Annotated in this window: 22 protein-coding genes; 15 read left to right on the top strand and 7 right to left on the bottom strand. The window is 67.0% G+C overall.

Annotated elements, in window-relative coordinates; translation table 11 throughout:
• Window positions 1–106 precede the first annotated feature (106 nt).
• The 9 genes from SM191_RS14000 (at window position 107) to SM191_RS13960 (ending at window position 10023) form a co-directional block, all read left to right on the top strand.
• Window positions 107–1312: a DUF445 domain-containing protein gene (locus SM191_RS14000; protein WP_341506740.1), complete on the top strand. Its 1206-nt coding sequence runs from the start codon at window positions 107–109 to the stop codon at window positions 1310–1312.
• A 97-nt stretch (window positions 1313–1409) separates the two neighbouring features.
• Window positions 1410–2516, top strand: a complete 1107-nt coding sequence (locus SM191_RS13995) for an ABC transporter permease (protein ID WP_341506736.1) — start codon at window positions 1410–1412, stop codon at window positions 2514–2516.
• Window positions 2507–3433, top strand: coding sequence for an ABC transporter ATP-binding protein (locus tag SM191_RS13990; RefSeq protein WP_445949860.1), 927 nt, complete (start codon window positions 2507–2509; stop codon window positions 3431–3433). The genes SM191_RS13995 and SM191_RS13990 overlap by 10 nt, the downstream gene beginning before the upstream one ends.
• Window positions 3433–4395 (top strand): MlaD family protein, encoded by a 963-nt coding sequence (locus SM191_RS13985; RefSeq protein ID WP_341506734.1) that lies wholly within the window; start codon window positions 3433–3435, stop codon window positions 4393–4395. Before SM191_RS13990 ends, SM191_RS13985 begins: the two co-directional genes overlap by 1 nt.
• 20 nt (window positions 4396–4415) lie before the next feature.
• A complete protein-coding gene (locus SM191_RS13980; RefSeq protein ID WP_341506733.1) occupies window positions 4416–5000 on the top strand; it encodes an ABC-type transport auxiliary lipoprotein family protein in 585 nt (194 codons plus the stop codon).
• A 248-nt stretch (window positions 5001–5248) separates the two neighbouring features.
• Complete coding sequence (locus SM191_RS13975) at window positions 5249–6721, top strand: efflux transporter outer membrane subunit (RefSeq protein ID WP_341506732.1); 1473 nt, start codon at window positions 5249–5251, stop codon at window positions 6719–6721.
• Entirely contained in the window at window positions 6721–8097 is a 1377-nt protein-coding gene (locus SM191_RS13970) for an efflux RND transporter periplasmic adaptor subunit (protein WP_341506731.1), read from the top strand. Before SM191_RS13975 ends, SM191_RS13970 begins: the two co-directional genes overlap by 1 nt.
• Window positions 8087–8818 (top strand): ABC transporter ATP-binding protein, encoded by a 732-nt coding sequence (locus SM191_RS13965; protein WP_341506730.1) that lies wholly within the window; start codon window positions 8087–8089, stop codon window positions 8816–8818. The genes SM191_RS13970 and SM191_RS13965 overlap by 11 nt, the downstream gene beginning before the upstream one ends.
• Window positions 8818–10023 (top strand): ABC transporter permease, encoded by a 1206-nt coding sequence (locus SM191_RS13960; RefSeq protein ID WP_341506729.1) that lies wholly within the window; start codon window positions 8818–8820, stop codon window positions 10021–10023. Before SM191_RS13965 ends, SM191_RS13960 begins: the two co-directional genes overlap by 1 nt.
• Here SM191_RS13960 and SM191_RS13955 read toward each other — a convergent pair.
• From SM191_RS13955 to SM191_RS13935, 5 genes are read right to left on the bottom strand one after another with little or no spacing between them, the layout of a single operon-like run.
• Complete coding sequence (locus SM191_RS13955; protein ID WP_341506728.1) at window positions 9992–10615, bottom strand: nucleotidyltransferase family protein; 624 nt, start codon at window positions 10613–10615, stop codon at window positions 9992–9994. The genes SM191_RS13960 and SM191_RS13955 overlap by 32 nt on opposite strands.
• A complete protein-coding gene (locus tag SM191_RS13950) occupies window positions 10602–11525 on the bottom strand; it encodes an XdhC family protein (RefSeq protein ID WP_341506727.1) in 924 nt (307 codons plus the stop codon). The genes SM191_RS13955 and SM191_RS13950 overlap by 14 nt, the downstream gene beginning before the upstream one ends.
• A complete protein-coding gene (locus tag SM191_RS13945; protein ID WP_341506726.1) occupies window positions 11525–13762 on the bottom strand; it encodes a xanthine dehydrogenase family protein molybdopterin-binding subunit in 2238 nt (745 codons plus the stop codon). The genes SM191_RS13950 and SM191_RS13945 overlap by 1 nt, the downstream gene beginning before the upstream one ends.
• Before the next feature lie 4 nt (window positions 13763–13766).
• Window positions 13767–14750 (bottom strand): FAD binding domain-containing protein, encoded by a 984-nt coding sequence (locus SM191_RS13940; protein WP_341506725.1) that lies wholly within the window; start codon window positions 14748–14750, stop codon window positions 13767–13769.
• A complete protein-coding gene (locus SM191_RS13935) occupies window positions 14747–15283 on the bottom strand; it encodes a 2Fe-2S iron-sulfur cluster-binding protein (RefSeq protein ID WP_341506724.1) in 537 nt (178 codons plus the stop codon). Before SM191_RS13935 ends, SM191_RS13940 begins: the two co-directional genes overlap by 4 nt.
• A gap of 113 nt (window positions 15284–15396) precedes the next feature.
• Here SM191_RS13935 and SM191_RS13930 point away from each other — a divergent pair, with 113 nt between their 5' ends.
• Together SM191_RS13930 and SM191_RS13925 are read left to right on the top strand one after the other, a co-directional pair.
• Window positions 15397–16395 (top strand): glycerophosphodiester phosphodiesterase, encoded by a 999-nt coding sequence (locus SM191_RS13930; RefSeq protein ID WP_341506739.1) that lies wholly within the window; start codon window positions 15397–15399, stop codon window positions 16393–16395.
• 14 nt (window positions 16396–16409) lie between these two features.
• Complete coding sequence (locus SM191_RS13925) at window positions 16410–16700, top strand: hypothetical protein (protein ID WP_341506723.1); 291 nt, start codon at window positions 16410–16412, stop codon at window positions 16698–16700.
• Here the strand turns inward: SM191_RS13925 and SM191_RS13920 are convergent.
• Complete coding sequence (locus SM191_RS13920; RefSeq protein ID WP_341506722.1) at window positions 16679–17401, bottom strand: esterase/lipase family protein; 723 nt, start codon at window positions 17399–17401, stop codon at window positions 16679–16681. The two genes, SM191_RS13925 and SM191_RS13920, sit on opposite strands and share 22 nt — an antisense overlap.
• Complete coding sequence (locus SM191_RS13915; RefSeq protein WP_341506721.1) at window positions 17392–18087, bottom strand: TIGR02117 family protein; 696 nt, start codon at window positions 18085–18087, stop codon at window positions 17392–17394. Before SM191_RS13915 ends, SM191_RS13920 begins: the two co-directional genes overlap by 10 nt.
• A gap of 14 nt (window positions 18088–18101) precedes the next feature.
• On the opposite strand from SM191_RS13915, the gene phhA reads away from it, so the two are divergent.
• The 4 genes from phhA to zapE all read left to right on the top strand — a co-directional run bounded on the left by phhA (window position 18102) and on the right by zapE (window position 22010).
• A complete protein-coding gene (phhA, locus tag SM191_RS13910; protein ID WP_341506720.1) occupies window positions 18102–18971 on the top strand; it encodes a phenylalanine 4-monooxygenase in 870 nt (289 codons plus the stop codon).
• 141 nt (window positions 18972–19112) lie between these two features.
• Entirely contained in the window at window positions 19113–19688 is a 576-nt protein-coding gene (locus SM191_RS13905; protein WP_341506719.1) for a ClpP family protease, read from the top strand.
• A 109-nt stretch (window positions 19689–19797) separates the two neighbouring features.
• On the top strand, window positions 19798–20577 hold the full coding sequence (locus tag SM191_RS13900) for a succinate dehydrogenase iron-sulfur subunit (RefSeq protein ID WP_306998394.1): 780 nt from the start codon (window positions 19798–19800) through the stop codon (window positions 20575–20577).
• Between the two features lie 296 nt (window positions 20578–20873).
• Window positions 20874–22010 carry a cell division protein ZapE gene (gene zapE, locus SM191_RS13895; RefSeq protein WP_341506718.1) on the top strand — a complete coding sequence of 379 codons (1137 nt, stop codon included), beginning with the start codon at window positions 20874–20876 and terminating at the stop codon, window positions 22008–22010.
• Window positions 22011–22082 lie beyond the last annotated feature (72 nt).

The following is a 22082-nucleotide window of genomic DNA, read 5'->3' as shown; positions in this document are numbered from 1 at the left end:
GGAAAGATTCCTCTTGAACAAAGCCGCCGCTCGCGAATTGTTCTGATCGATGGACATCGCGATGCGATCGGGGGGTAGCCAGACCGTTCCAGCCGCCCTGCGGAAGATGCGGGTCGTGGCGACCGGTTTGCTCGTCACCATGGCGGCGCTGTTCCTGGTTTCGCGCGCCTTGCAGCCCGTTCACCCTTTTTGGGGTTTCGTCCGCGCCTTTGCGGAGGCGGCAATGGTCGGTGGCCTGGCGGATTGGTTCGCGGTGACCGCGCTGTTTCGCCATCCGATGGGCCTGCCGATTCCGCACACCGCGATCGTGCCGCGCAACAAGGATCGGATCGGCGACACGCTCGCCAATTTCCTGCGCACCAATTTCCTGGTCCCCAGGGTCGTCGCGCGACGCATGGTCCGGCTGGACGTGGCGGGCGTGGCGGGGCGCTGGCTGGCGCAACCGCCGCAGGAGGGCGGGCGTATCCGGCGCGGCGCGTCGCGCCTGTTCGCCGAGATGCTGACCGCCTTCGACCCGCAGCGGCTGGGCGGCATGGTCAAGGCGGGCATCGGCGCAAGGCTGCGCGCGACCGAGGTCGCGCCGATCCTGGGACAGTTGCTCAAGGCCAGCATCGCCGAGGGGCGGCATCTGCCGCTGCTCGACTCGGTGCTACGCTGGGCGGCGAGCGCGCTGGAGGCGAACGAGCCGATCGTCCGCGCGATGGTGCATGAGCGGGCGGGTGCGATCCTGCGCTGGACCGGGTTGGACGAGACGCTGGCCGACAAGCTGATCGACGGGCTGCACAAGCTGCTCCACGACGTCGCCGAGGATCGCGAGCACCCGCTGCGACAGAAGATCGAGGAGGGGCTGGATCGCCTTGCCTGGGACCTGCAATATGATCCCGATACCCGCGCCAGAGTGGAGGCGGTGAAGGCCGAACTGATCGCCAATCCCGCGATGCAGCGTTGGCTGGACGGGCTGTGGGAACAGGCGCGCGAGGCCCTGTTGCGGATGGCGCGCGATCCGCAGGCCGTCACCGCCGGACGGCTGGGCGATGCGGTGCGGCAATTGGGGCAGACGTTGCAGAACGATCCCCGGCTGGCGGCGACGATCAACCGCTTCGTGCGGCGCGCGGTGGTCGGCGTGGCGGCGGATTATGGCGACGGCATCGTCCGGCTGGTGTCGGAGACGGTGCGCGGATGGGACGCCGACACCGTCACCTCGCGGCTGGAAAATGCGGTTGGGCGCGACCTGCAATATATCCGGATCAACGGGACATTGGTCGGCGGCAGCGTCGGACTGGTCCTCCACGCCGTGGACAGGTTGCTTTGAAAACGTCACGCAAAGGTCTAATTATCGGCCCGGGGCGATTCGTCGTGCGAAGGAAGCGCCTTGTCGATACCTCCGCTTTCCCTCAAAGAGGCAGGTGATGAACGCCAAGGCCGATTATCAGCTGGACCCGGCGAACGGTGGCGCGATGCGCTTCACCGGCAGCCTGTCGCTGGCGACGCTGGGCGACTTGCCGGAGCGGCTGGACCGCGAGGATGCAGCCGTCGAACGACTCGATCTGTCGCAGGTGGATCGGATCGACACGGTCGGCGCCTGGCTGATCCACCGTTTCGCCGCGCGCAACGATGCGCAGATCGACGGGCTGGACGAGGATCAGCGCCATCTGCTCGACAAGGTGGTGGAGGCGGATCAACCGGTCGCGATGCGGCCCAGGGCGATCAGCCCCTTTTCGCGCGTCGCGGGGGAAGTGGGCGATGCGGTCATCGCCGCGTTCAAGACATTGTACGGCCTGCTGGGCTTCATGGGTGCGACCGTGCTGGCCGCGCTGGCGGTGATCCGTCATCCGCGTCGCTTCCGCTTCAACGCGGTGGTGCATGAGTTCGAGACGGTCGGCGTGACCGCTCTCGCCATCGTCGGGCTGATGAGCTTCCTGATCGGCATCGTCATCGCGCAACAGGGCGCGGTGCAGCTTCGGCAGTTCGGCGCGGAGGTGTTCACGATCAATCTGGTCGGTCGCCTGACGTTGCGCGAACTCGGCGTGCTGATGACCGCGATCATGGTCGCGGGGCGTTCGGGCTCGGCCTTCGCGGCGCAGATCGGCACGATGAAGCTGACCGAGGAGATCGACGCCATGCGGGTCATCGGCGTGTCGCCGATGGAGGCGCTGGTGCTGCCGCGCACGCTGGCGGCGGTCACGCTGATGCCGTTGCTCGGTTTCTATTCCTCGCTGATCGCGATGATCGGGGGATGCTTTCTGGCGGCGGTGTCGCTGGGCATTCCGCCGATCACCTTCATCGCCCGCATTCGCGAGGTGGTGCCGATCACCGACCTGTATGTCGGGCTGATCAAGGCCCCCGTCTTCGGCGCGATCATCGCGATCGCGGGCTGTTTCCAGGGGATGCAGGTCAAGTCGGATGCCGAGCAGGTCGGGCTGCGCACCACGGCGGCGGTGGTGCAGGCGATCTTCCTCGTGATCGTGCTCGACGCCTTCTTCGCGGTCTTCTTCACCTGGATCGGATGGGATTGATGGCCGAACAGGACGAACATCTGATCCAGGTCCGGGGGCTGCGCAACAGCTTCGGGGATCAGGTGATTCACGACGGGCTCGACCTGGACGTGCGCAAGGGCGAGATCCTGGGCGTGGTCGGCGGATCGGGCACCGGCAAGTCGGTGCTGATGCGCACGATCATCGGCCTCCAGACCCCCGATCAGGGCGATATCACCGTGTTCGGCGAACCGACCATCGGCCGCGAGGCGACCGAGGCGGTCGATGTGCGCAAGCGCTGGGGCGTGTTGTTCCAGGGCGGTGCGCTGTTCTCGACGCTGACCGTCGCGGAGAATGTCGCGGTGCCGTTGCGGGAGTTCTACCGTGATCTGCCCCAGGCGCTGATGGACGAGATCGCGTCCTACAAGGTGGTGATGACCGGTCTGCCCGCCGATGCCGGGCCCAAATACCCGGCCGAATTGTCGGGCGGCATGAAGAAGCGTGCGGGGCTCGCCCGGGCCCTGGCGCTCGATCCCGAGTTGCTGTTCCTCGACGAGCCGACGGCGGGCCTCGACCCGATCGGCGCGGCGGCGTTCGACCAGTTGATCGCCTCGCTCCAGAAGACATTGGGGCTGACCGTCTTCCTCATCACCCACGATCTCGACACGCTTTATGCCATTTGCGACCGCGTCGCGGTGCTGGCGGACAAGAAGGTCATCGCGGTCGGCACGATCGACGAGTTGATCGCGCTCGACCATCCGTGGATCGAGGAATATTTCAAGGGGCCGCGCGGACGGGCCGCAATCGCCGCCAAGGACGAGGTGGCGGACCTGCGGCCCCGCTCCGCCGATACCGACGCCGCGCGCCACCCCACCGAAGTCGAAGCCCATTCCACCGGCCAACGGTCGCAGGGGACCGAGGCCGACGCCCATGCGAGAGGCGAACCAGGGACACGCTGATGGAAACTCGTTCGAACCACGTCCTTGTCGGCTCCGTCGTGCTGATCCTGCTCGTCGTGCTGGCGCTTTTCACCGTCTGGATCGCCCGGCTGGGCGGCACGTCGGAGAAGGAGTATGACATCTTCTTCCGCCAGTCGGTCGATGGCCTGGCCAAGGGCTCGGCGGTCACCTATTCGGGCGTGCCGTCGGGGCAGGTGAAGGAAATCGCGCTGTGGCGGCCCGATCCGCAGTTCGTGCGGGTGCGCGTCGCGGTCAACGACCAGACGCCGATCCTCCAGGGCACGACCGCGTCGATTTCCGCCAGCTTCACCGGCACCAGCACCGTCTCGCTCGACGGCGCACGCAAGGGCGCGCCGCCGATCGCCTGTCCGACGCCGGAAAACCGGACCGTCTGCCCCTATGACGTACCGGTCATCCCGACCAAGCAGGGCGGCATCGGCGCGATCCTGAACTCTGCGCCGCAGTTGCTGGAGCGGCTGTCGACGCTGACCGAGCGGCTGACCGGGCTGCTGTCGGATCGCAACCAGGCCTCGATCGCGGGCATCCTCGACAACACCAACCGCCTGACCGACGCGCTGGCCGATCGGGGGCCGGAGATCGCCGCGACGCTGGCGCAGACCCGCGTGGCGATCCAGCAGGCGGGCGATGCGGCGCAGTCGATCGGGCAATTGGCGGCGACGACCAACGGCCTGCTCGCCGAGGACGTCAAGCCGACCATGGCCAATCTGAACAAGGCGATCGCCTCGGCCCAGCAGAGCGCCGACACGCTGAATTCGGCGATCGGCGATGCGCGGCCGGGGCTTCAGACCTTCTCCAAGCAGACCGTGCCCGAGGTGGATCGTCTGGTGAAGGACCTGCGCGTGATGACCCAGTCGCTGTCGGCGGTCGCCGAGAAGGTCGACCAGCAGGGGGCGGGGTCGCTGATCGGGCAGCAGAAGCTGCCGGACTATAAGGGCAAGTGAGGAAGCCGATGAGGACCGTCATGAAGACTCCGCTGATCGTTCTGATGGCATCGCTTCCGCTGGCGGGCTGCATCAGCTTCGGGGCCAAGCCGCCGCCCTCGCTGTTGACGCTCCAGGCGCAGTCGGCGCCGGTGGTCGGCCAGACGCAGGATTCGGGTCGCGGCAAGTCGATCACCATCCAGGTGCCCAGCGCGCCGCAGGAACTCGCCACCGCGCGCGTGCCGGTGCAGGAGGATGCGACCAGCATCGCCTATGTGAAGGACGCGCAATGGGCCGAGCCGCCGACGCGGCTGTTCGCGCGGCTGATGGCGGACACGCTGACCGCGCGGGCGGGCCGGGTTGTGCTGTCGGCGCGGGAATCGATCGGCGATCCGGGCGATCGTCTGGGCGGCGAATTGCGCCAGTTCGGCATGGACGCCATCCGGCGCGAGGCCGTGGTGATGTTCGACGCCGCGCTGCAACGCGACGGTCAGACGAGCATCGAGAAGCGCCGCTTCGAGACGCGCGTGCCGGTGGGCAAGATCGACGCGGAAAGTGTCGGCCCCGCGCTGAACCAGGCGGCGAACCAGGTGGCGCAGCAGGTGTCCGACTGGGTGGGGCGGTAATTCACGATCCTCCCCGGCACGGGGAGGGGGACCATGCGAAGCATGGTGGAGGGGGATCGCCGCAAAGGATGCCCTTGAGGAAGCCCCCCTCCGTCAGACCTGCGGTCTGCCACCTCCCCGTGCCGGGGAGGATTTGCCTGACGCTGGAAAAACATGCGCCGCGACATGACGGCGAATTCCCGCATCCGTCACACTTTGCGACATAAACGCACTGGACGGGGCCGTAACGGCGGGGCAGGTTCGTGCCCATGAAGCCTCGCGCCCGCGTCCTTCTCCTGGCCACAGCCGTCTTGTCCGGCTGTACGGTCGGCCCCGATTACCGTCCCGCCGCTCCCCAAGAGCTGGGGGTGCCCGCCAATTGGTCGGTGCCCGCCGCCAATGCGCAGGCGCAGGACCTGACCCGCTGGTGGCGGTCGTTCGACGATCCGCTGCTGTCCGAACTGGTCGAGCAGGCGGTGGTCGCCAACACCGATGTGGTGCAGGCCATCGCCCGGCTGCGGCAGGCGCGCGAAAGCCTGATTCAGAGCCGCGCGACCTTGCTGCCCACCGTATCGGGTTCGACCGGCTATCAGCGGAACGAGAATCTCGCGGGTGGCGGGCGCAGCTTTACCCTCCCCGACGGAACCGTGGTCGATACCGGCGGGGGGGGCAGCAACAGCTATACCATTGGCCTGTCGGCGAGTTATCAACTGGGCCTGTTCGGCGAGGTCCGCCGTACCGTCGAGGCGACCCGTGCGACCTATGAGGGCGCGGGGTTCAGCTATGCCGCGACGCTGCTGACCGTCGAGAGCGAGTTGGCGCGCAATTACATGCTGGCGCGCGCCTATCAGGCGCAGCTTGCCAATGCGCGGTCCAGCCTGGCGCTCCAGGACGACAATCTGGAGATCGCCGGTTTCCGCGTGCAGGCGGGCCTTGTCTCCTCGCTCGACGCCGAACAGGCGCGCGGCCAGCGGGCGCAGACCGCCGCGACCATCCCGTCGATCGAGCAGCAATATAATGCCGCCGTTTCGCGCCTGGGCGTGCTGACCGCACAGGCGCCGGGCGCGCTCAAGACCCGGCTGGAGGCGGTGCGGCCCATCCCCAACGGCCCGGCGGTGATCGGCGTCGGCATCCCGGCGGACGTGCTGCGGCGTCGCCCCGATGTCCGCGCCGCCGAGCGCAACCTGGCCGCCGCCACCGCGCGGATCGGCGTGGTGCAGGCGGCGCTCTATCCGGCACTCGCCATATCGGGGAATATCAACACGGCGGCGACCAGCCTGGGCTCGCTGGGCGATGCGATCACCGGCAGCCTGTTCGCCGGGCTGACCCAGGCGATCTTCAACGGCGGTCGTCTGCGTTCGCAGGTCAGGAACGCGCAGGCGCTCGCCGATCAGAGCTATGCCGCCTATCAGGGCACCGTCCTGCTCGCGCTGGAGGACGTCGAGAACGCCATCGTCGCGCTCAACACCGCGCGCGAGCGGGAACGGCAATTCGCCATCCAACTCGATGCCGCGCGCAACTCGGCGGTGCTGGCGCGCAGCCAGTATCGCTCGGGCCTGACCGACTTCACCACCCTGTCGCAACAGGAGGCCGCGCTGCTCAGCGCGCAGAACGGGCTGGTACAGGCTCGCTCCGACGCCGCCACCGCGCAGGTCGCGCTGTTCGCCGCGCTGGGCGGCGGCTGGGACGACACCCATATTCCTGAAGCGCCATCGCGCGCGACAACCCCGGACAACCGCTGATGGCCGACCAGACTCTCGACGATTTCCTGGGCGTGAAGCCACAGCCGCGCTGGCGCAAATGGGTGCAATGGGGCGTGGTGATCGTTGGCGTGGTACTGCTCGCGCTGCTGCTGAAAAACTGTTTCGGCGGATCGAACGAGGCGGGCTATGCGACCGCGCCGGTGACGCGCGGAGACCTGACCGTCACCGTCTCGGCGACCGGCAAGCTGGCCCCCACGACCCAGGTGACGGTCGGCTCGCAGCTTTCGGGGCTGGTCACCAGGGTGGTGGTCGATGTGAACGACCGGGTGAAGGCGGGCGAGGCGCTGGCACTGATCGATCCCGAACAGATTGACGACCAGATCCGTGCGGGCCAGGCGACACTGGCCGCGAACCAGGCCCAGGTGGCGCAGGCGCGCGCGACCGTGGCCGAGGCGCAGGCGCAACTCGCGCGGCTGGAACAGGTCTATAAACTGTCCAACGGCCGCGTCCCCTCGGCCACCGAATTGCAGACGGGGCGCGCCGATGCGCAGCGTGCGGTCGCCGCGCTCCGCGTCGCGGAAGCCAATGTCGCCGCCGCCCGTGCGCAGCTCGCCCAGTCGCAGACCCAGCGACAGCGCGCGATCATCCGCTCGCCCGTCTCCGGCGTGGTACTGGCGCGGCAGGTCGATCCGGGCCAGACCGTCGCGGCGTCCTTCAACACGCCGACCCTGTTCGTCATCGCCGAAGACCTGACCCAGATGAAGCTGGAGGTCGCGATCGACGAAGCCGATGTCGGCGAGGTGAAGGTGGGGCAGAAGGCCAATTTCACCGTCGACGCCTTTCCGGGGCGGACCTTCCCCGCGACGATCACGCGGGTCGACCTGGGATCGAACCTGACGGTCAGCGCGGCGACCTCTTCGTCTTCCTCGACCACCAGTGCCACGTCGACCACGGGGCAGGTGGTGAGTTATGCCGCCGACCTGACCGTGGCGAACCCCGACCTGCAATTGCGCCCCGGCATGACCGCGACCGCCGATATCGTGACGTCGGACAAGCGGGGCGTCATGCTGATCCCCAATGCGGCGTTGCGCTTCCAGCCTTCGGACGGCGCGGGGCAGGGCGGCGGCGGCATTGCGGGTTCGCTGACCTTCCGTCCGCGCCGCGACCGGGCGGCGCGGACCGCGACCGTCCAGCGCGGCGCGACCCAGACCGTCTATGTGCGTGGTTCCGACGGCAAGCCGCAGGCGGTGCAGATCGTCACCGGCGACACCAACGGATCGATGACCGAGGTCCTGTCGGGCGGCCTCAAGCCGGATATGCAGGTCATCACCGGCCAGCTTGCGGCAGGGCAGAGCGCCCCCGCCGGGGGCGGCCAGCGTCGTCAGGGCCAGCAAGGGGGCGGCGGTGGCCGCTGATGCGCCTCTGATCCAGCTTCGCGGCGTCACCAAGACCTATGGCAGCGGCGCGACCCAGTTCCAGGCGCTGAAAGGGGTCGACCTCGACATTGCGGGCGGCGATTTCGTCGCGGTGATGGGGCCTTCGGGGTCGGGCAAGTCGACGACGATGAACATATTGGGCTGTCTCGACGTGCCGAGCGGGGGAAATTTCCTGTTCCGCGGCTATCATGTCGAGACGCTGGACCGCGACCAGCGCGCGATGCTGCGGCGGCGCTATCTGGGCTTCGTGTTCCAGGGGTTCAACCTGCTGTCGCGCACCACCGCGCTGGAGAATGTCGAACTGCCTCTGCTCTACCGGGGCGAGGACAAGAAGACGCGGCGCGAACTCGGCATGGCGGCGCTGGAGAAGGTCGGGCTCGACCAATGGTGGGACCATACGCCCGCCGAACTGTCGGGCGGGCAGCAACAGCGCGTGGCGATCGCCCGCGCCATCGTCACCAGCCCCGACGTGCTGCTGGCCGACGAGCCGACCGGCAATCTCGATTCCGAACGCTCGGTCGAGATCATGGAGTTGCTGACCGGGCTCAACCGGGACAGCGGCATCACCGTGTTGATGGTCACGCACGAGCCCGACATGGCCGCCTTCGCGCGGACCGTCATCCACTTCAAGGACGGGCTGGTCGAGCGGATCGAGGCGCAGCATCGCCCCGGCGTCGTGCCGGATATGGATGGGCACTGATGTTCGGCACCACGCTTCTTCTCGCCATCCGCTCGATCCGGCGGCATCTGCTGCGGTCCTTCCTGACCACGCTCGGCATCGTGATCGGCGTCGGCGCGGTCGTGACCATGGTGACGCTGGGCAAGGCGACGACCGCCGCCGTGCAGCAGTCGATTTCGTCGCTGGGCACCAACATCCTGCAAGTCCGCCCCGGCCAGGGCTTCGGGCGCGGCGGCGGCGGCCCGCGCCCGCCCGACTTCAAGCCCGAGGACGTCGAGGCGATCGCGGATCAGATCGCGGGCGTGACGGCGGTGGCCCCGCAGGCGCAGACCACCGCGACCGCCATCTATGAGGGCGCGAACTGGTCGACCACGGTGACGGGCACGACGCTCGCCTATTTCACCGTCCAGCCCTGGCCGCTGGCGTCGGGGCGGCTCTGGACCCCGGCGGAGGAAGCCTCGGGCAAGGCCGTGTGCATCATCGGCAATACGGTGCGGAAAAACCTGTTCCCCAGTACCGATGCGGTGGGCCAGCGCTTTCGCATCGGCGCGATCAGTTGCGACGTGGTCGGCGTGCTGACCACACGCGGGCAGGGCGGGTTCGGCGACCAGGACGATGTGGTCCTGATGCCGATCAAGGCGGTGCAGCGCCGCTTCACGGGCAACCGCGACATCCGCCTGATGCTGGTCGGGGTCGATCAGGCCTATCAGACCAGCGCGGTGCAGGCCTCGCTCACCGACCTGCTGCGCGAACGGCGCAACATCACCGGCGGCAAGGAAGACGACTTCAACATCTTCGATACCAAGCAGATCAGCGACACGCTGACCAGCACGACGACGATGCTGACCCGGATCGTCGCGGCGGTGGCCGCGATCAGTCTGGTGGTCGGCGGCATCGGCATCATGAACATCATGCTGGTGTCCGTCACCGAGCGGACGCGCGAGATCGGTATCCGCCTGGCGATCGGCGCGGTCGCGCGCGAAGTGCTGATGCAGTTTCTGGTCGAGGCGGTGGTGCTGTCCTGCCTGGGCGGGATCATCGGGCTGGTGCTGGCGCAGGCGATCATCGCCGCGCTGGTGCCGGTGATGCAGGTGCCGTGGACCTTCGACCCGCAGATCAACATCATCGCCTTCGCCATTTCGGCGGTGATCGGGGTGGTGTTCGGCTATTTCCCGGCGCGGCGGGCGGCGGCGCTCAATCCGATCGACGCGCTCCGGCACGAGTGATCGTGCGCTCCGGCGCGTGGACCAACTGGCGCAGGTGTTCCAGATCCTCGGGCGTGTCGATATCGATCAGTTCGGCGGGGGCGGTCACGACATGCCGGCCACCCGCGACCAGCTTGCGAGCGCCTTCGTCGCCCTCGAGCTGGAGCAGCGCCTCGAACCGGCCCGCACCGAAGACGCCCGGCGGGGTGGGATGCTCGCCATTGCTGGACATCACCACCGAGTCCGGCCCGTCAAAGGCGTCGAACAGCCGATAGATATGCGCCGCAGTCACGCGCGGCATATCGGCCAGCGCGATCAGGATCGCCTTGGGCGCGGCCTTTGCCGCTTCCCGCACGCCCAGATGCACCGAGTGCGACATGCCCCTGGCGATCTCGTCATTATGGATCACCCGGTATCCGCGCGAGGCGAAGTCCAACTGACAGCCATCGGTCACGACGATCCGGTCGGCGAAGGGAATGCTCTCCAGCGCGGTGGTGACGTGGAAGCCCACCGGCTTGCCCAGGAATTCGGCCTCCAGCTTGTTCTCCATCCCGAAGCGACTCGACTGTCCCGCCGCAAGCAGGACCAGCACCACATCCTCAGGGTCGATCATGAAAGGCTCCTATCATCGCCGCCGCGATCGACAGCGCGATCTCGGAGGGGCCGATCGCACCGATATCCAGCCCCACCGGACCGTCGATCCGGTCGATCGCTTGCTGGGAAACGCCCATCGCCGCCAGACGCTCCCGCCGCGCCGCATGGCTGCGCCGACTGCCCAGCGCACCGACATAGGCGGTGTCGTGCGCGAGCGCGGCGACCAGCGCGGGGTCGTCGATCTTGGTATCGTGACTCAGCGTCACGACGGCGGTGGCGGGGCCGGGGGCATAGGCCGCCACCGCCTCGTCCGGCCAGCGATCGTCCAGCGTGACGCCGGGGAAGCGCTCTTCGGTCAGGAAGCGGGCGCGCGGGTCGATGACGGTGGTGGCGATGCCCAAGGTCTGCGCCAGTTGGGCAAGGCTCTGCGCGATCTGCACCGCGCCGACGATCAGCAAGCGGCGCGGCGGGTCGTAGCGATTGGCGAAGACCTCGCCCGTCTCGATCGGCCGCAGGTCCGAATGGCCGGTGGTCAGGTCGGTGGTGACGGTCAGCGACCGGCCCGCCTCGCGCGCCTCGGCGATGCGGTCGAACAGTTCGGGATCGAACCCGTCCGCCGACACGGGCTGCACCATCACCGCGATCTCGCCGCCACAGGGCAGGCCGACGTCCCAGGCGGAGGCATCCGCCACGCCGTAGCGCTTCACCTGGAAGGGCGCGCCGCCGATCACCTCGGCGGCGGTGTGGAGGATGTCGTTCTCGACGCAACCGCCCGACACCGACCCCTCGAACCGGCCATCGGCATGGACCAGCATATGGCTGCCGCGCGGGCGCGGGGCCGAGCCCCAGGTCGACACCACCGTCGCGATCGCCATCGGCTCGCCCCGCCATTCGCGGGCGGCGGCGAGGACCCTGTCATTCTCGCTCATCAAAGCGCCGGGAGATGATCGAGAAGCTTGTCGAGCGTCACCGGCATATCCCGCACCCGGATGCCGGTGGCGTTGTAGATCGCGTTGACCACCGCCGGGGCCGCGCCGGAGATGCCCAGTTCGCCGATCCCCTTGGCGTGGATCGGGTTGGCGTGGATGTCCCGCTCGTCGAGGAAATGGACTTCCTGCTGGGGTACGTCGGCGTTCACCGGGACATGATATTCGGCAAGGTCATGGTTGACCAGCTTGCCGGTGCGCGGATCGTGGATCAGTTCCTCGGTCAGCGCGGTGCCGATGCCGAAGGTCATGCCGCCCAGGCATTGCGAGCGCGCCGTCTTGGCATTGAGCACGCGCCCCGCCGCGAACACGCCCAGCATCCGGCGGACGCGAACCTCTCCGGTGATGACGTTCACGCCCACTTCCGCGAAATGCGCACCGTAGCTGGCCTGGTTGAACTGCTTCTCCTGCGCGCCGGGCCTGATCTCGCCGATCGCGGACAGGCCGTCCTTGCCGACCAGTTCGCCGATCGGGACCGAACGGTTGTCGCCGATCGCCATGCCGTCCTTCAGCGTCAGGCTGTCGGTGTCGACACCCATCGCCTTGGCCAGCTTCTCGCGCACCCGCTCGGCCGCGAGATACACCGCCGACCCTGCCGACGCTGCGCCCCACGACCCGCCCGAGCCCGCGGCGGGGGGATCGTTGGTGTCGCCCAGCGCCATCGTGACCTTTTCGACCGGCAGGCCGAGGATTTCGGCAGCAATCTGCGCCATGATGGTGTAACTGCCCGTGCCGATATCGGTCATCGCGGAGGAGACGGTCGCGCTGCCGTCGGGATGGAGTTCGACCTTGGCGGCGGACTGCTGCAACTGGTTGGAGCGGCAGGCGGCGGCGACGCCCATGCCGATCAGCCAGTCGCCCTCGCGGCGCTGACCGGGTGCCCGGCGCTGGTCCCAGCCGAAATGCTTCGCGCCCTCCTCCAGCGAACGGGTCAGGTTGCGCGACGAATAGGGGACGTTGAGTTCCGGGTCCTGCTGCGGATCATTGACCTTGCGAAGGTCGATGGGGTCCATGCCGATCGCCTCGGCCAGTTCGTCCATGGCGCATTCCATGCCGACCATGCCCACCGCCTCACCCGGTGCGCGCATCGATCCCGACAGCGTCCAGTTCAGCCGCACCACGTCATGGTTGATCCGCCGATTCTCGCCCGCATAGAGGAAATGCGTACCGATCCCGACAGGCTCGAAGAAGTCCTCGTCCGGCAGGTTCGAGGTGATCGACTCGTGGCCCAGCGCGACGATCCGGCCGCCCGCTTCGGCGCCCAGCCGCATCCGCTGTTCGGTATTGGAGCGGCGGACCGTGGCGTCGAACACCTGCTGGCGCAGCATCACCGCCTTGACCGGGCGGTTCAGTCGCTTGGCCGCGATGGCCGCGGCGACGCTCTCCGGCGCGATGCCCAGCTTGGCCCCGAAGCCACCGCCGATATAGCGCGCAATGATCCGCACCTTGGACGACGATATCCCCAGCGCCTTGGCCAGTTGCTGCGCATCCGAGGTCGGCATCTGGTATGCGCCGTATAGGGTCAGCGCGCCGTCTTCCCACACCGCGATCGAGGCATGGGGTTCCATCGCGGCGGAGTTCTGGCTGGGGGTGGTGTAGGTGACGTCGACCTTCACCGCCGCGCCCTCGAACGCCTGGTCGAAATCGCCCTGGTCGTAATGGCCCTTGATAAGGCCATCGGGGGCTGGCTCGGCCTCGGCCTTGTTCGCCTCATAGTCGAAGGTCCCGTCGAGCGGCTCGTATTCGACCTTGAGCCGCTTGGCGGCGTCGCGCGCGACCTCGAAACTCTCGGCAACGACGATCGCGACGATCTCGCCGAAATAGTCGACGGTGCGCACGCCTTGCGTCGGGGCTTCTGTCTCGCCGCCCTGCTGCGAGTTGCGGATGAAGCTGTCATAATCGGTGATGACGTCGATCACGCCGGGGATCGCCTTGACCGCATCGGCGTGGATCGCCTTGATCTTGCCATGGCCGAAATTCGCGCCGACCAGCACGCCGTGCGCGATATTCTCGATGGCATATTCGGCGGCATAGGTGGCGGTGCCCGTCACCTTTTTCGGGCCGTCCACCCGGTCGAGCGGTTTGGAAATCACCCCCTGCACGCCGGTGTCGAGCAGGCTGTCGGGGTGCGGCTGATTCATGGTCAGCGTGTTCGTGTCGTCCTTGCCGAATCCGAACATGGGATCAGCCCTCCTGAGTCAGTTCGCGGAGCGTCGCGATCAGCGTGCGGCGCGTCAGCGGAATCTTGAAGTCGTTCGAGCCATAGCCTTTGGCGTCGGCCAGCAGCGCATCGGCGGCGGCGTTGAACGCCGTGTCGCTGGGGGCCTGCCCGACCAGCGCCTGCTCCACCGCCTCATTCCGCCACGGCATGGGGCCGAGCCCACCAAATGCCAGTCGGGCCGAGGCGATCCGGCCATCCTCGACCGCGACGATCCCGGCAATCGACACGAGCGCAAAGGCGTAGGAGGCGCGGTCGCGGACCTTGCGATAGGTCTGCTTGCCCCTGGGCGCGGGCGGCAGTTCGACATGGGTGATGAGTTCGCCGCGCTCCAGGACGTTCTCGATCTCCGGCGTGGCGCCCGGCAGGCGATAGAATTCGCCGATCGCGATCCGGCGGCGGTCGCCGTCCGGCTTCCGGGTGACGATGACCGCGTCCAGCGCGCGCATGGCGACGGCCATGTCGCTGGGGTGCGTCGCGATGCACTGGTCCGAGGTGCCGAGGATCGCGAGGATGCGGTTCTCGCCGCCGATCGCCGAACAGCCGCTTCCCGGATCGCGCTTGTTACAGGGCGTGGCGGGGTCGTAGAAATAATAGCAGCGGGTCCGCTGGAGCAGATTGCCGCCGGTCGACGCCTTGTTGCGCAATTGCCCCGAAGCCCCGGCCAGCAGCGCGCGCGACAGCACCGGATAGCGTTCGATCACCCGCGCGTCGGCGGCGAGGTCGCTATTGGGCACCAGCGCGCCGATGGTCAGGCCGCCATCCTCGCGCGCCTCGATCTCCCCAAGATCCAGGCGGCTGATATCGACCAGCGTGTCGGGCGTCTCCACCTGCAATTTCATCAGGTCGAGCAGGTTGGTGCCGCCCGCGATGAAGCGCGCGCCCGGCACCGCGCCGTCGCGGGTGGCGGTGGCGAGCGAGTCGGCGCGGGCATAGTCGAACGGTTTCATGCCGCGATCTCCCGGCCCACATCCTCATTGGGATTGCGGTCGCCTTGCCCCGCCACGTCGCGGATCGCGTCGACGATGTTGGGATAGGCGGCGCAGCGGCACAGATTGCCGCTCATCCGCTCGGAGATTTCGGCTTCGGTCAGTTCGGCATGGCCAAGGTCCTCGGTGACATGGCTGGGCCAGCCCTTCGCCACTTCGGCCAGCATGCCCACCGCCGAGCAGATCTGCCCCGGCGTGCAATAGCCGCACTGGAATCCGTCATGCCGGACGAAGGCATCCTGCAGGGGATGGAGGTTGCCCGGCTGGCCCAGCCCCTCGATCGTCGTGATCTCGTCATCCTGATGCATCACCGCCAGCGTCAGGCAGCTATTCACCCGCCGCCCATTGACCAGCATGGTGCACGCGCCGCACTGTCCATGGTCGCACCCCTTTTTGGAGCCGGTCAGCCCCAGATGTTCGCGACACAGGTCGAGCAGCGAGGTTCGGACATCGACCTCGATGTCATGCGATTGACCATTGATTGTGAAATGCATCGGGGCATCCCCTTGGGATTACTGTCGGATGAACAAACGTCATGAATCACTTGCGTTTCCCGTTGCGAACCACTCTCATTGCCGTTGCGCTGCTCGTCGGGCAGGGTGAGGCCATGTCCGCCGACCTGTCCAAACCGCTGTCGCCCCCCATCGTCATCGCGCATCGCGGGGCGAGCGGGGAACGGCCCGAACACACGCTGGCCGCCTATGACCTGGCGATCCGTGAGGGGGCCGATGTGATCGAGCCCGATCTGGTGCCGACCAGCGACGGGCATCTGGTCGCCCGGCACGAAAACGAGATTTCGGGCACCACCGACGTCGCCGCCCATCCCGAATTCGCGGACCGCAAGACGACCAAGACGATCGACGGCCAGAGCGAAACCGGCTGGTTCACCGAGGACTTCACGCTGGCGGAATTGAAGACGCTGCGTGCCCGCGAACGCCTGCCCCAGCTTCGCTCGACCGCCTGTGACGGGCGGTTCTCGATCCCGACGCTGGAGGAGATCATCGCGCTCGCCAAGCAGCGGTCCAAGGACACCGGGCGCACCATCGCCATCTATCCCGAAACCAAGCACCCGACCTATTTCGCCTCGATCGGCAAGGGCACCGACGCGCCGCTGGTCGCCGCGCTGGCCAAGGCGGGCTGGACCACGGCGGAGGCGCCGGTCTTCATCCAGTCGTTCGAGGTGAACAATCTCCAGCATCTGAAGACGATGACCGGCATCCGCCTCATCCAGCTCGTCGCCGCCCAGGATGGCCCGACGGACAAGGCCGCGTCCAGCTATGCCGCGATGATGACGCCGGACGGGCTGAAAAAGGTCGCGACCTATGCCTGGGGCATCGGGCCGGACAAGGCGATGCTGTGGAACGGCGATGCGCCCACGACGCTGGTGACGGACGCCCATGCAGCGGGTCTGCGCGTCCATCCCTGGACCTATCGTGCGGAGAATCTCTTCGTCCGCCCCGCTTTTCGGCGGGGCACCGATCCCAAGGCGCATGGCGATGTCGCGGGCGAGATTCGCGCCGCGCTGGGCCAGGGTATCGACGGATTCTTCACCGATTTCCCGCAAATCGGGGTAGAAACGCGCAACGCCGTCGTGCGTACCCGCTGAAAGACCCTGTATCCATGCGTAACCTCGTCCTGAAACTCGCCGTCCTGACCCTGCCGCTTGGCCTTGGAGGCTGTGTGAAGACGGTCGCCAGCGTGGTGAAGGCACCGTTCCAGGCGGCGGGGCAGGTGGTCGACTGGACGACGACCAGCCAGGACGAGGCCGATCGCAACTACGGCCGCAAGATGCGCAAGAAGGAAGCGCAGGAGGGGCGCGAGCGGCGCGACTATGAGAAGCAATGCCGCAAGCACCCGGAACAGTGCCAGGGCCAGCAAGGCTATGACGGCTATCGCGCCGCCAATGACTGATCGCTGACGGGCGGCCATCCGGCCAGGATGGTCGCCACCGCCGCCAGCACCTGCGGCCGGTGCTGAACCCATAGATGGCTGGAGCGGACCTCGACCGCCGGGGTCGCTTCGTCGCGGCAGATGGTGCCGGCGACCAGCCCGTCGCTCCGGCTCCAGATGGCGACGGCGGGGCAGGGGAGCGGGCCCGCGATCGCCGCCGATCGGGCGATGACGGTGGGATCGTCCACCGACTCGCCGGTCAGCCGCTCGAACACGCGCCAGACATTGGTGGCGCGGGGTGGCCCGGCATAGGGCGAGGAAATGGTGATGACGCCCGCGACCAGATCGGGCCGGGCCTGCGCCACCATCCGTGCCATGATCCCGCCCAGGCTGATGCCGATCAGCGTGACCGGCCCTTGCACCGCCAGCGACCCGACCCGCGCGATCAACTGCTCGGCCTGTGGCCCGACGCTGCGCACGCCACGGTTGCGGCCCAGCCCCCAGCCATGGACGCGGTATCCCTTCGCAGTCAGATAGCGGCGCAACACGATACTGGACGCGTCGCTGTTGAACAGGCCGGGCAATATCATCACCGTCCGCCCGTCGCCACGCGGCGCGGCGGCCAGGTCTGCCCGGTGCCGCCACCAGGTCGCCCCCATCCACAGCGCGCGCGGCAGTTCGGCGGCCCAGAGCGCCTTGGAGGGCGGCGGGATCACAGCCATGTCATCACCGTCACGGGGAAGGGCGTCCACCATCCCATTCGCACCCCCGCCGCCGCCAGCGCGTCGCCGGTCCAGTTGTTACAGGTGTGGGCGACGCTGTAGCGCCCGTTCGCCTCATAAAAGGCGTCATATACGTCATAGCCGGGATGATGCGGCCCGCCGCGTCGCCAACGCGATTGGATGAAAGCGACCATATGGCGATAGGCCGTCGGTGACAGGCGGATCATCCGCACATCGTTGCCGTTCGCGCGGGGGAGCGGCAGATGATCGACATGGATCAGCGTCCGGTCGCTGCCCAGCGCGGCGTGCAGGATCGTGCCAGGCCTGACGTCGCGCCAGTGCGGCGTCTCGCGAAAGAAGCCCGCCTCGCCCCAGCCGATCGCCAGATAGGGAAAGCCCGCATAGCGCGGGTCGCGCAAGTCCTGTGGTTTCGCCCAGTCGCGCCAGTCCATGCCCGCCGCCTGTTTGGGCACGATGATCGCGGTGTGGATCGCGCTCGCCTCGACGAAGATGGTGACGGCATCGGGACCGGCGGCGGGCTGCGCGACGGTCTTGCGCGGGATCGCACCCAGCGCCAGCCCCGCCGCGACATAGACAAACACCACCGCGCCGATCGCGACCGCGACGCCCCTTGCGACGCGCCCCAGCCGTCGCCACGATATGGTTTCATTTGTCACCATCATCATGATAGGCTCCGCTTATGGCACAGGATACCCATGTTCTCGCCGCCCCGCCCGAAGGCGCCGGAGCCGACTGGACCATCCCGCAAGGGTGGGAGCATTACACCGCGGAGGAACATGCGACCTGGGATACGCTGTTCGCGCGCCAATCCCAATTGCTGCCGGGCCGCGCGTCGGAGGCGTATCTGCGCGGGCTGAACGTTCTCAAGCTGTCGCGGCCGGGCATTCCCGATTTCGAGGAACTGTCCGACCGGCTGATGAAACTGACCGGGTGGCAGGTGGTCGCGGTGCCGGGGCTGGTGCCGGACGATGTGTTCTTCGACCATATGGCCAATCGCCGCTTCGTCGCGGGCAATTTCATCCGGCGGCCGGATCAGCTCGATTATCTTCAGGAGCCGGACGTCTTCCATGACGTGTTCGGCCATGTGCCGATGCTCGCCGATCCGGTCTTCGCCGATTACCTCGCCGCCTATGGCCGGGGCGGACAGCGGGCGCTGGGGATGGATGCGCTGAAATATCTCGGGCGGCTCTATTGGTACACGGTCGAGTTCGGACTGGTGCGCGAGGATGGGGATTTGCGAATCTATGGCGCGGGGATCGTGTCGAGCTATTCGGAGAGCCGCTTCGCGCTGGAGGACCCCAGCCCCAACCGAATGGGCTTCGACCTCGCTCGGGTGATGCGGACAGAGTATCGGATCGACGACTTCCAGCAGAATTATTTCGTGATTCCGAGTTACGAGGAATTGCTGCGGATCACCTTGGAGACGGATTTCGCTCCGCTGTATGAGGCGATCAAGGCGTTGCCGGATATTCCCGTGGCGGAGATTGTGGCGGGGGATGAGGTGGTGACGCTCGGGACGCAATCTTACGCGAAGGCGAAGCGAGGATAGGGATTCCCTTGGGCTTCGACTTCGCTAAGCCCGAACGGGGCGGGGGCATGTTCCCCAGCCTCCGTTCAGTCTGAGCGAAGTCGAAGGCCACGCCCGAACCTCAGAACCGGAACCTTATGCCGCACTCCCGGTTCGCGCATCATGCATGACCAACTCAACAACGCGGTGAATTACCCGCTGCTCGCCCAGCCCCATATCCAGCTTTACGGTACGGTGGACGAGGTGATGTACGCCGGTTTCAAGGACCAACTCGCCGCCGCGCCGGGCGATGGCCCGTTGGTCGTGTCGATCACCACGCTGGGCGGCGACCCGGAGATGGCGCGGGCGATGGGCGACTCGATCCGGCTGCTGCGCGACTATACCGGCCGCGACACGCTGTTCCTGGGCAAGGTCGCGGTCTATTCGGCGGGGGCGACGTTCATGTCGGCCTTTCCGGTCGAGCATCGTTTCCTGACCCGCGGCACCCGATTGATGCTCCATGAGCGCCAAATGAGCGGCAGCATCGATCTGTCCGGCCCGCTCACCAACCTGCCGGTGGTCCTGAAGGCCAAGCTGCACGAGATCGAGCAGTCCGTTCTGATCCAGGAAGAGGGCTTCCGCGCCATCGTCAACGGATCGAAAGTGACCTTCGAGACGCTCCAGGAGAAGGCGCGCAGCAACTGGTATATCGACGCCGAGGAGGCACGCGATCTGGGCCTCGTGCTTGATGTGATCTGAGGCAGCGCCTAAATCGGTCAAGACATTTGCGACAAGCGCCCCTGTCATGTATCGGCGGGGGCGATCCTTTGCCGACATGCCTGTCGGCCCATCCAGCGGGTTTGTGACCATGGCCGAATTTGCCCTGCCGAAGAACAGCGTCATCAAGAAGGGCGAAACGCATAAGCCGACCACCTCGGGCCGCATCAAGAAGTTCAAGGTCTATCGCTACGATCCCGATTCGGGCCAGAATCCGCGCTACGACACGTTCGAGGTCGATCTGGACGAGTGCGGCCCGATGGTGCTCGACGCGCTCATCAAGATGAAGGCGGAGCAGGACAGTTCGCTGACCTTCCGCCGTTCGTGCCGCGAGGGCATTTGCGGATCGTGCGCGATGAACATCGACGGGCGCAACGGCCTGGCCTGCACCACCGCGATCGAGGATGTGAAGGGCACGGTTCAGATCACGCCCTTGCCGCACATGGATGTGGTCAAGGATCTGGTCCCCGACTTCACCCATTTCTACGCGCAATATGCCTCGATCAAGCCATGGCTCCAGACCGTGTCGCCCGCCCCCTCGGGCAAGGAGCGGCTCCAGTCGCCGGACGACCGCGCGAAGCTGGACGGTCTTTACGAGTGCATCCTGTGCGCCTGCTGCTCGACCTCGTGCCCCAGCTATTGGTGGAACAGCGACAAGTTCCTGGGACCGGCGATCCTGCTCCAGGCCTATCGCTGGCTGGCCGACAGCCGCGACGAGATGACCGGCGAGCGTCTGGACGAACTGGAAGACCCCTTCCGCCTGTATCGCTGCCACACGATCATGAACTGCGCGAATGTCTGCCCCAAGGGGCTGAACCCGGCCAAGGCGATCGCCGAGATCAAGAAGATGGAAGCCGAGCGGATCATCTGATCCCCCTCCGTCGCCCCAGCGCAGGCTGGGGCCTCTCTTGATGGAGGGACGGCGGCCAAAGATCCCAGCCTTCGCTGGGATGACGATTTGAAGAAGGGGGTCGGAAACGGCCCCCTTTTCTTATTCCTCCCCAAGCTGTGCTTGGGGAGGGGGACCATCGCGCCAGCGATGGTGGAGGGGCGGTATCCCCAACGAAGCGGTGACACCCCTCCGTCAGCCCTACGGGCTGCCACCTCCCCTTGCAGGGGAGGAATGGGGTTGACGGAATCGGACTCGGGGCAGACATCGCCCCTGACATGCCCGATATCCTGAACGCCTATCACCGCCTGGTCGCTGCCGAAGAGCTCCGCCCCGATCCCGAACAGGCCGCCGCCGCCGCGCGACTCGAAGAACTGGCCACAAAGCTGGAAGCCGGAGAGAATCGCAAAAAGCCGAGTTTTTTGGCGCGGTGGTTCATAACTAGCCCCGTGATCCTATCGCGCGGCGTCTATCTCTGGGGCGATGTCGGGCGCGGCAAGTCGATGCTGATGGACCTGTTCTTCGATCACGTCGCGGTGGAGGCCAAGCGCCGCGTCCATTTCGCCGAGTTCATGCTGGAGGTCCACGCCCGCATCGCCACCGAGCGCGCCAAGCAGGCGGGCGAGCCGATCGCCCCCGTCGCCGCCGCGCTGGCCGAGGAAGTCCGGCTGCTGGCGTTCGACGAGATGATGGTGACGAATAGCCCCGACGCGATGATCCTGTCGCGGCTGTTCACCGCGCTGATCGAGGCGGGGGTGACGATCGTCACCACCTCCAACCGCCCGCCCAGGGACCTCTACAAGAACGGGCTGAACCGCGAGCATTTCCTGCCCTTCATCGCGCTGATCGAGGCGCGGCTGGACGTGCTGGCGCTGAACGGCCCGACCGATTACCGTCGCGACCGGCTGGGGCGGCTCGACACCTGGCTGGTGCCCAATGGGCCCAAGGCGACGATGACGCTGTCGGCGGCGTTCTTCCGCCTGACCGACTATCCGGTCGAGGATGCCGCGCATGTGCCGTCCGAGGATATGAAAGTCGGCGGCCGGGTGCTGCATGTGCCCAAGGCGCTGAAGGGCGTGGCGGTCTTCTCGTTCAAGCGGCTGTGCGGCGAGGCGCGGGGAGCGGCCGACTATCTGGCGGTCGCGCGGCGTTTCCACACCGTCATCCTGGTCGGCATCCCCAAGCTGGGGCCGGAGAATCGCAACGAGGCGGCGCGCTTCGTGCAGCTGATCGATGCGCTCTACGAGCACAAGGTCAAGCTGCTCGCCGCAGCGGACGCGCAGCCTGGCGAACTCTATGAAACCGGCGATGGTCGGTTCGAGTTCGAACGCACGATCAGCCGCCTGGAAGAGATGCGCTCCGAAGACTATCTGGCGCAAGGCCATGGCTCGGACGAAGGGCCGACGACGCCTTAATGCACTTGCGAACCATTATCGTTTAAAATCTTAAACTCTGTGGATTAACGGTTGCCCCCACGCCGATATGGG

Source organism: Sphingomonas sp. 2378 (assembly GCF_038084995.1).
GTDB lineage: Bacteria > Pseudomonadota > Alphaproteobacteria > Sphingomonadales > Sphingomonadaceae > Sphingomonas.
This window is presented reverse-complemented; position numbering and strand designations above follow the sequence as displayed.

Coding starts and splice junctions, on each gene's coding strand:
- SM191_RS14000 (WP_341506740.1), top strand. CDS start 107: ATGCGGGTCGTGGCGACCGGTTTGCTCGTCACCATGGCGGCGCTGTTC.
- SM191_RS13995 (WP_341506736.1), top strand. CDS start 1,410: ATGAACGCCAAGGCCGATTATCAGCTGGACCCGGCGAACGGTGGCGCG.
- SM191_RS13990 (WP_445949860.1), top strand. CDS start 2,507: ATGGGATTGATGGCCGAACAGGACGAACATCTGATCCAGGTCCGGGGG.
- SM191_RS13985 (WP_341506734.1), top strand. CDS start 3,433: ATGGAAACTCGTTCGAACCACGTCCTTGTCGGCTCCGTCGTGCTGATC.
- SM191_RS13980 (WP_341506733.1), top strand. CDS start 4,416: ATGAAGACTCCGCTGATCGTTCTGATGGCATCGCTTCCGCTGGCGGGC.
- SM191_RS13975 (WP_341506732.1), top strand. CDS start 5,249: ATGAAGCCTCGCGCCCGCGTCCTTCTCCTGGCCACAGCCGTCTTGTCC.
- SM191_RS13970 (WP_341506731.1), top strand. CDS start 6,721: ATGGCCGACCAGACTCTCGACGATTTCCTGGGCGTGAAGCCACAGCCG.
- SM191_RS13960 (WP_341506729.1), top strand. CDS start 8,818: ATGTTCGGCACCACGCTTCTTCTCGCCATCCGCTCGATCCGGCGGCAT.
- SM191_RS13955 (WP_341506728.1), bottom strand. CDS start 10,615: ATGATCGACCCTGAGGATGTGGTGCTGGTCCTGCTTGCGGCGGGACAG.
- SM191_RS13950 (WP_341506727.1), bottom strand. CDS start 11,525: ATGAGCGAGAATGACAGGGTCCTCGCCGCCGCCCGCGAATGGCGGGGC.
- SM191_RS13945 (WP_341506726.1), bottom strand. CDS start 13,762: ATGTTCGGATTCGGCAAGGACGACACGAACACGCTGACCATGAATCAG.
- SM191_RS13940 (WP_341506725.1), bottom strand. CDS start 14,750: ATGAAACCGTTCGACTATGCCCGCGCCGACTCGCTCGCCACCGCCACC.
- SM191_RS13935 (WP_341506724.1), bottom strand. CDS start 15,283: ATGCATTTCACAATCAATGGTCAATCGCATGACATCGAGGTCGATGTC.
- SM191_RS13930 (WP_341506739.1), top strand. CDS start 15,397: ATGTCCGCCGACCTGTCCAAACCGCTGTCGCCCCCCATCGTCATCGCG.
- SM191_RS13925 (WP_341506723.1), top strand. CDS start 16,410: ATGCGTAACCTCGTCCTGAAACTCGCCGTCCTGACCCTGCCGCTTGGC.
- SM191_RS13920 (WP_341506722.1), bottom strand. CDS start 17,401: ATGGCTGTGATCCCGCCGCCCTCCAAGGCGCTCTGGGCCGCCGAACTG.
- SM191_RS13915 (WP_341506721.1), bottom strand. CDS start 18,087: ATGATGATGGTGACAAATGAAACCATATCGTGGCGACGGCTGGGGCGC.
- phhA (WP_341506720.1), top strand. CDS start 18,102: ATGGCACAGGATACCCATGTTCTCGCCGCCCCGCCCGAAGGCGCCGGA.
- SM191_RS13905 (WP_341506719.1), top strand. CDS start 19,113: ATGCATGACCAACTCAACAACGCGGTGAATTACCCGCTGCTCGCCCAG.
- SM191_RS13900 (WP_306998394.1), top strand. CDS start 19,798: ATGGCCGAATTTGCCCTGCCGAAGAACAGCGTCATCAAGAAGGGCGAA.
- zapE (WP_341506718.1), top strand. CDS start 20,874: ATGCCCGATATCCTGAACGCCTATCACCGCCTGGTCGCTGCCGAAGAG.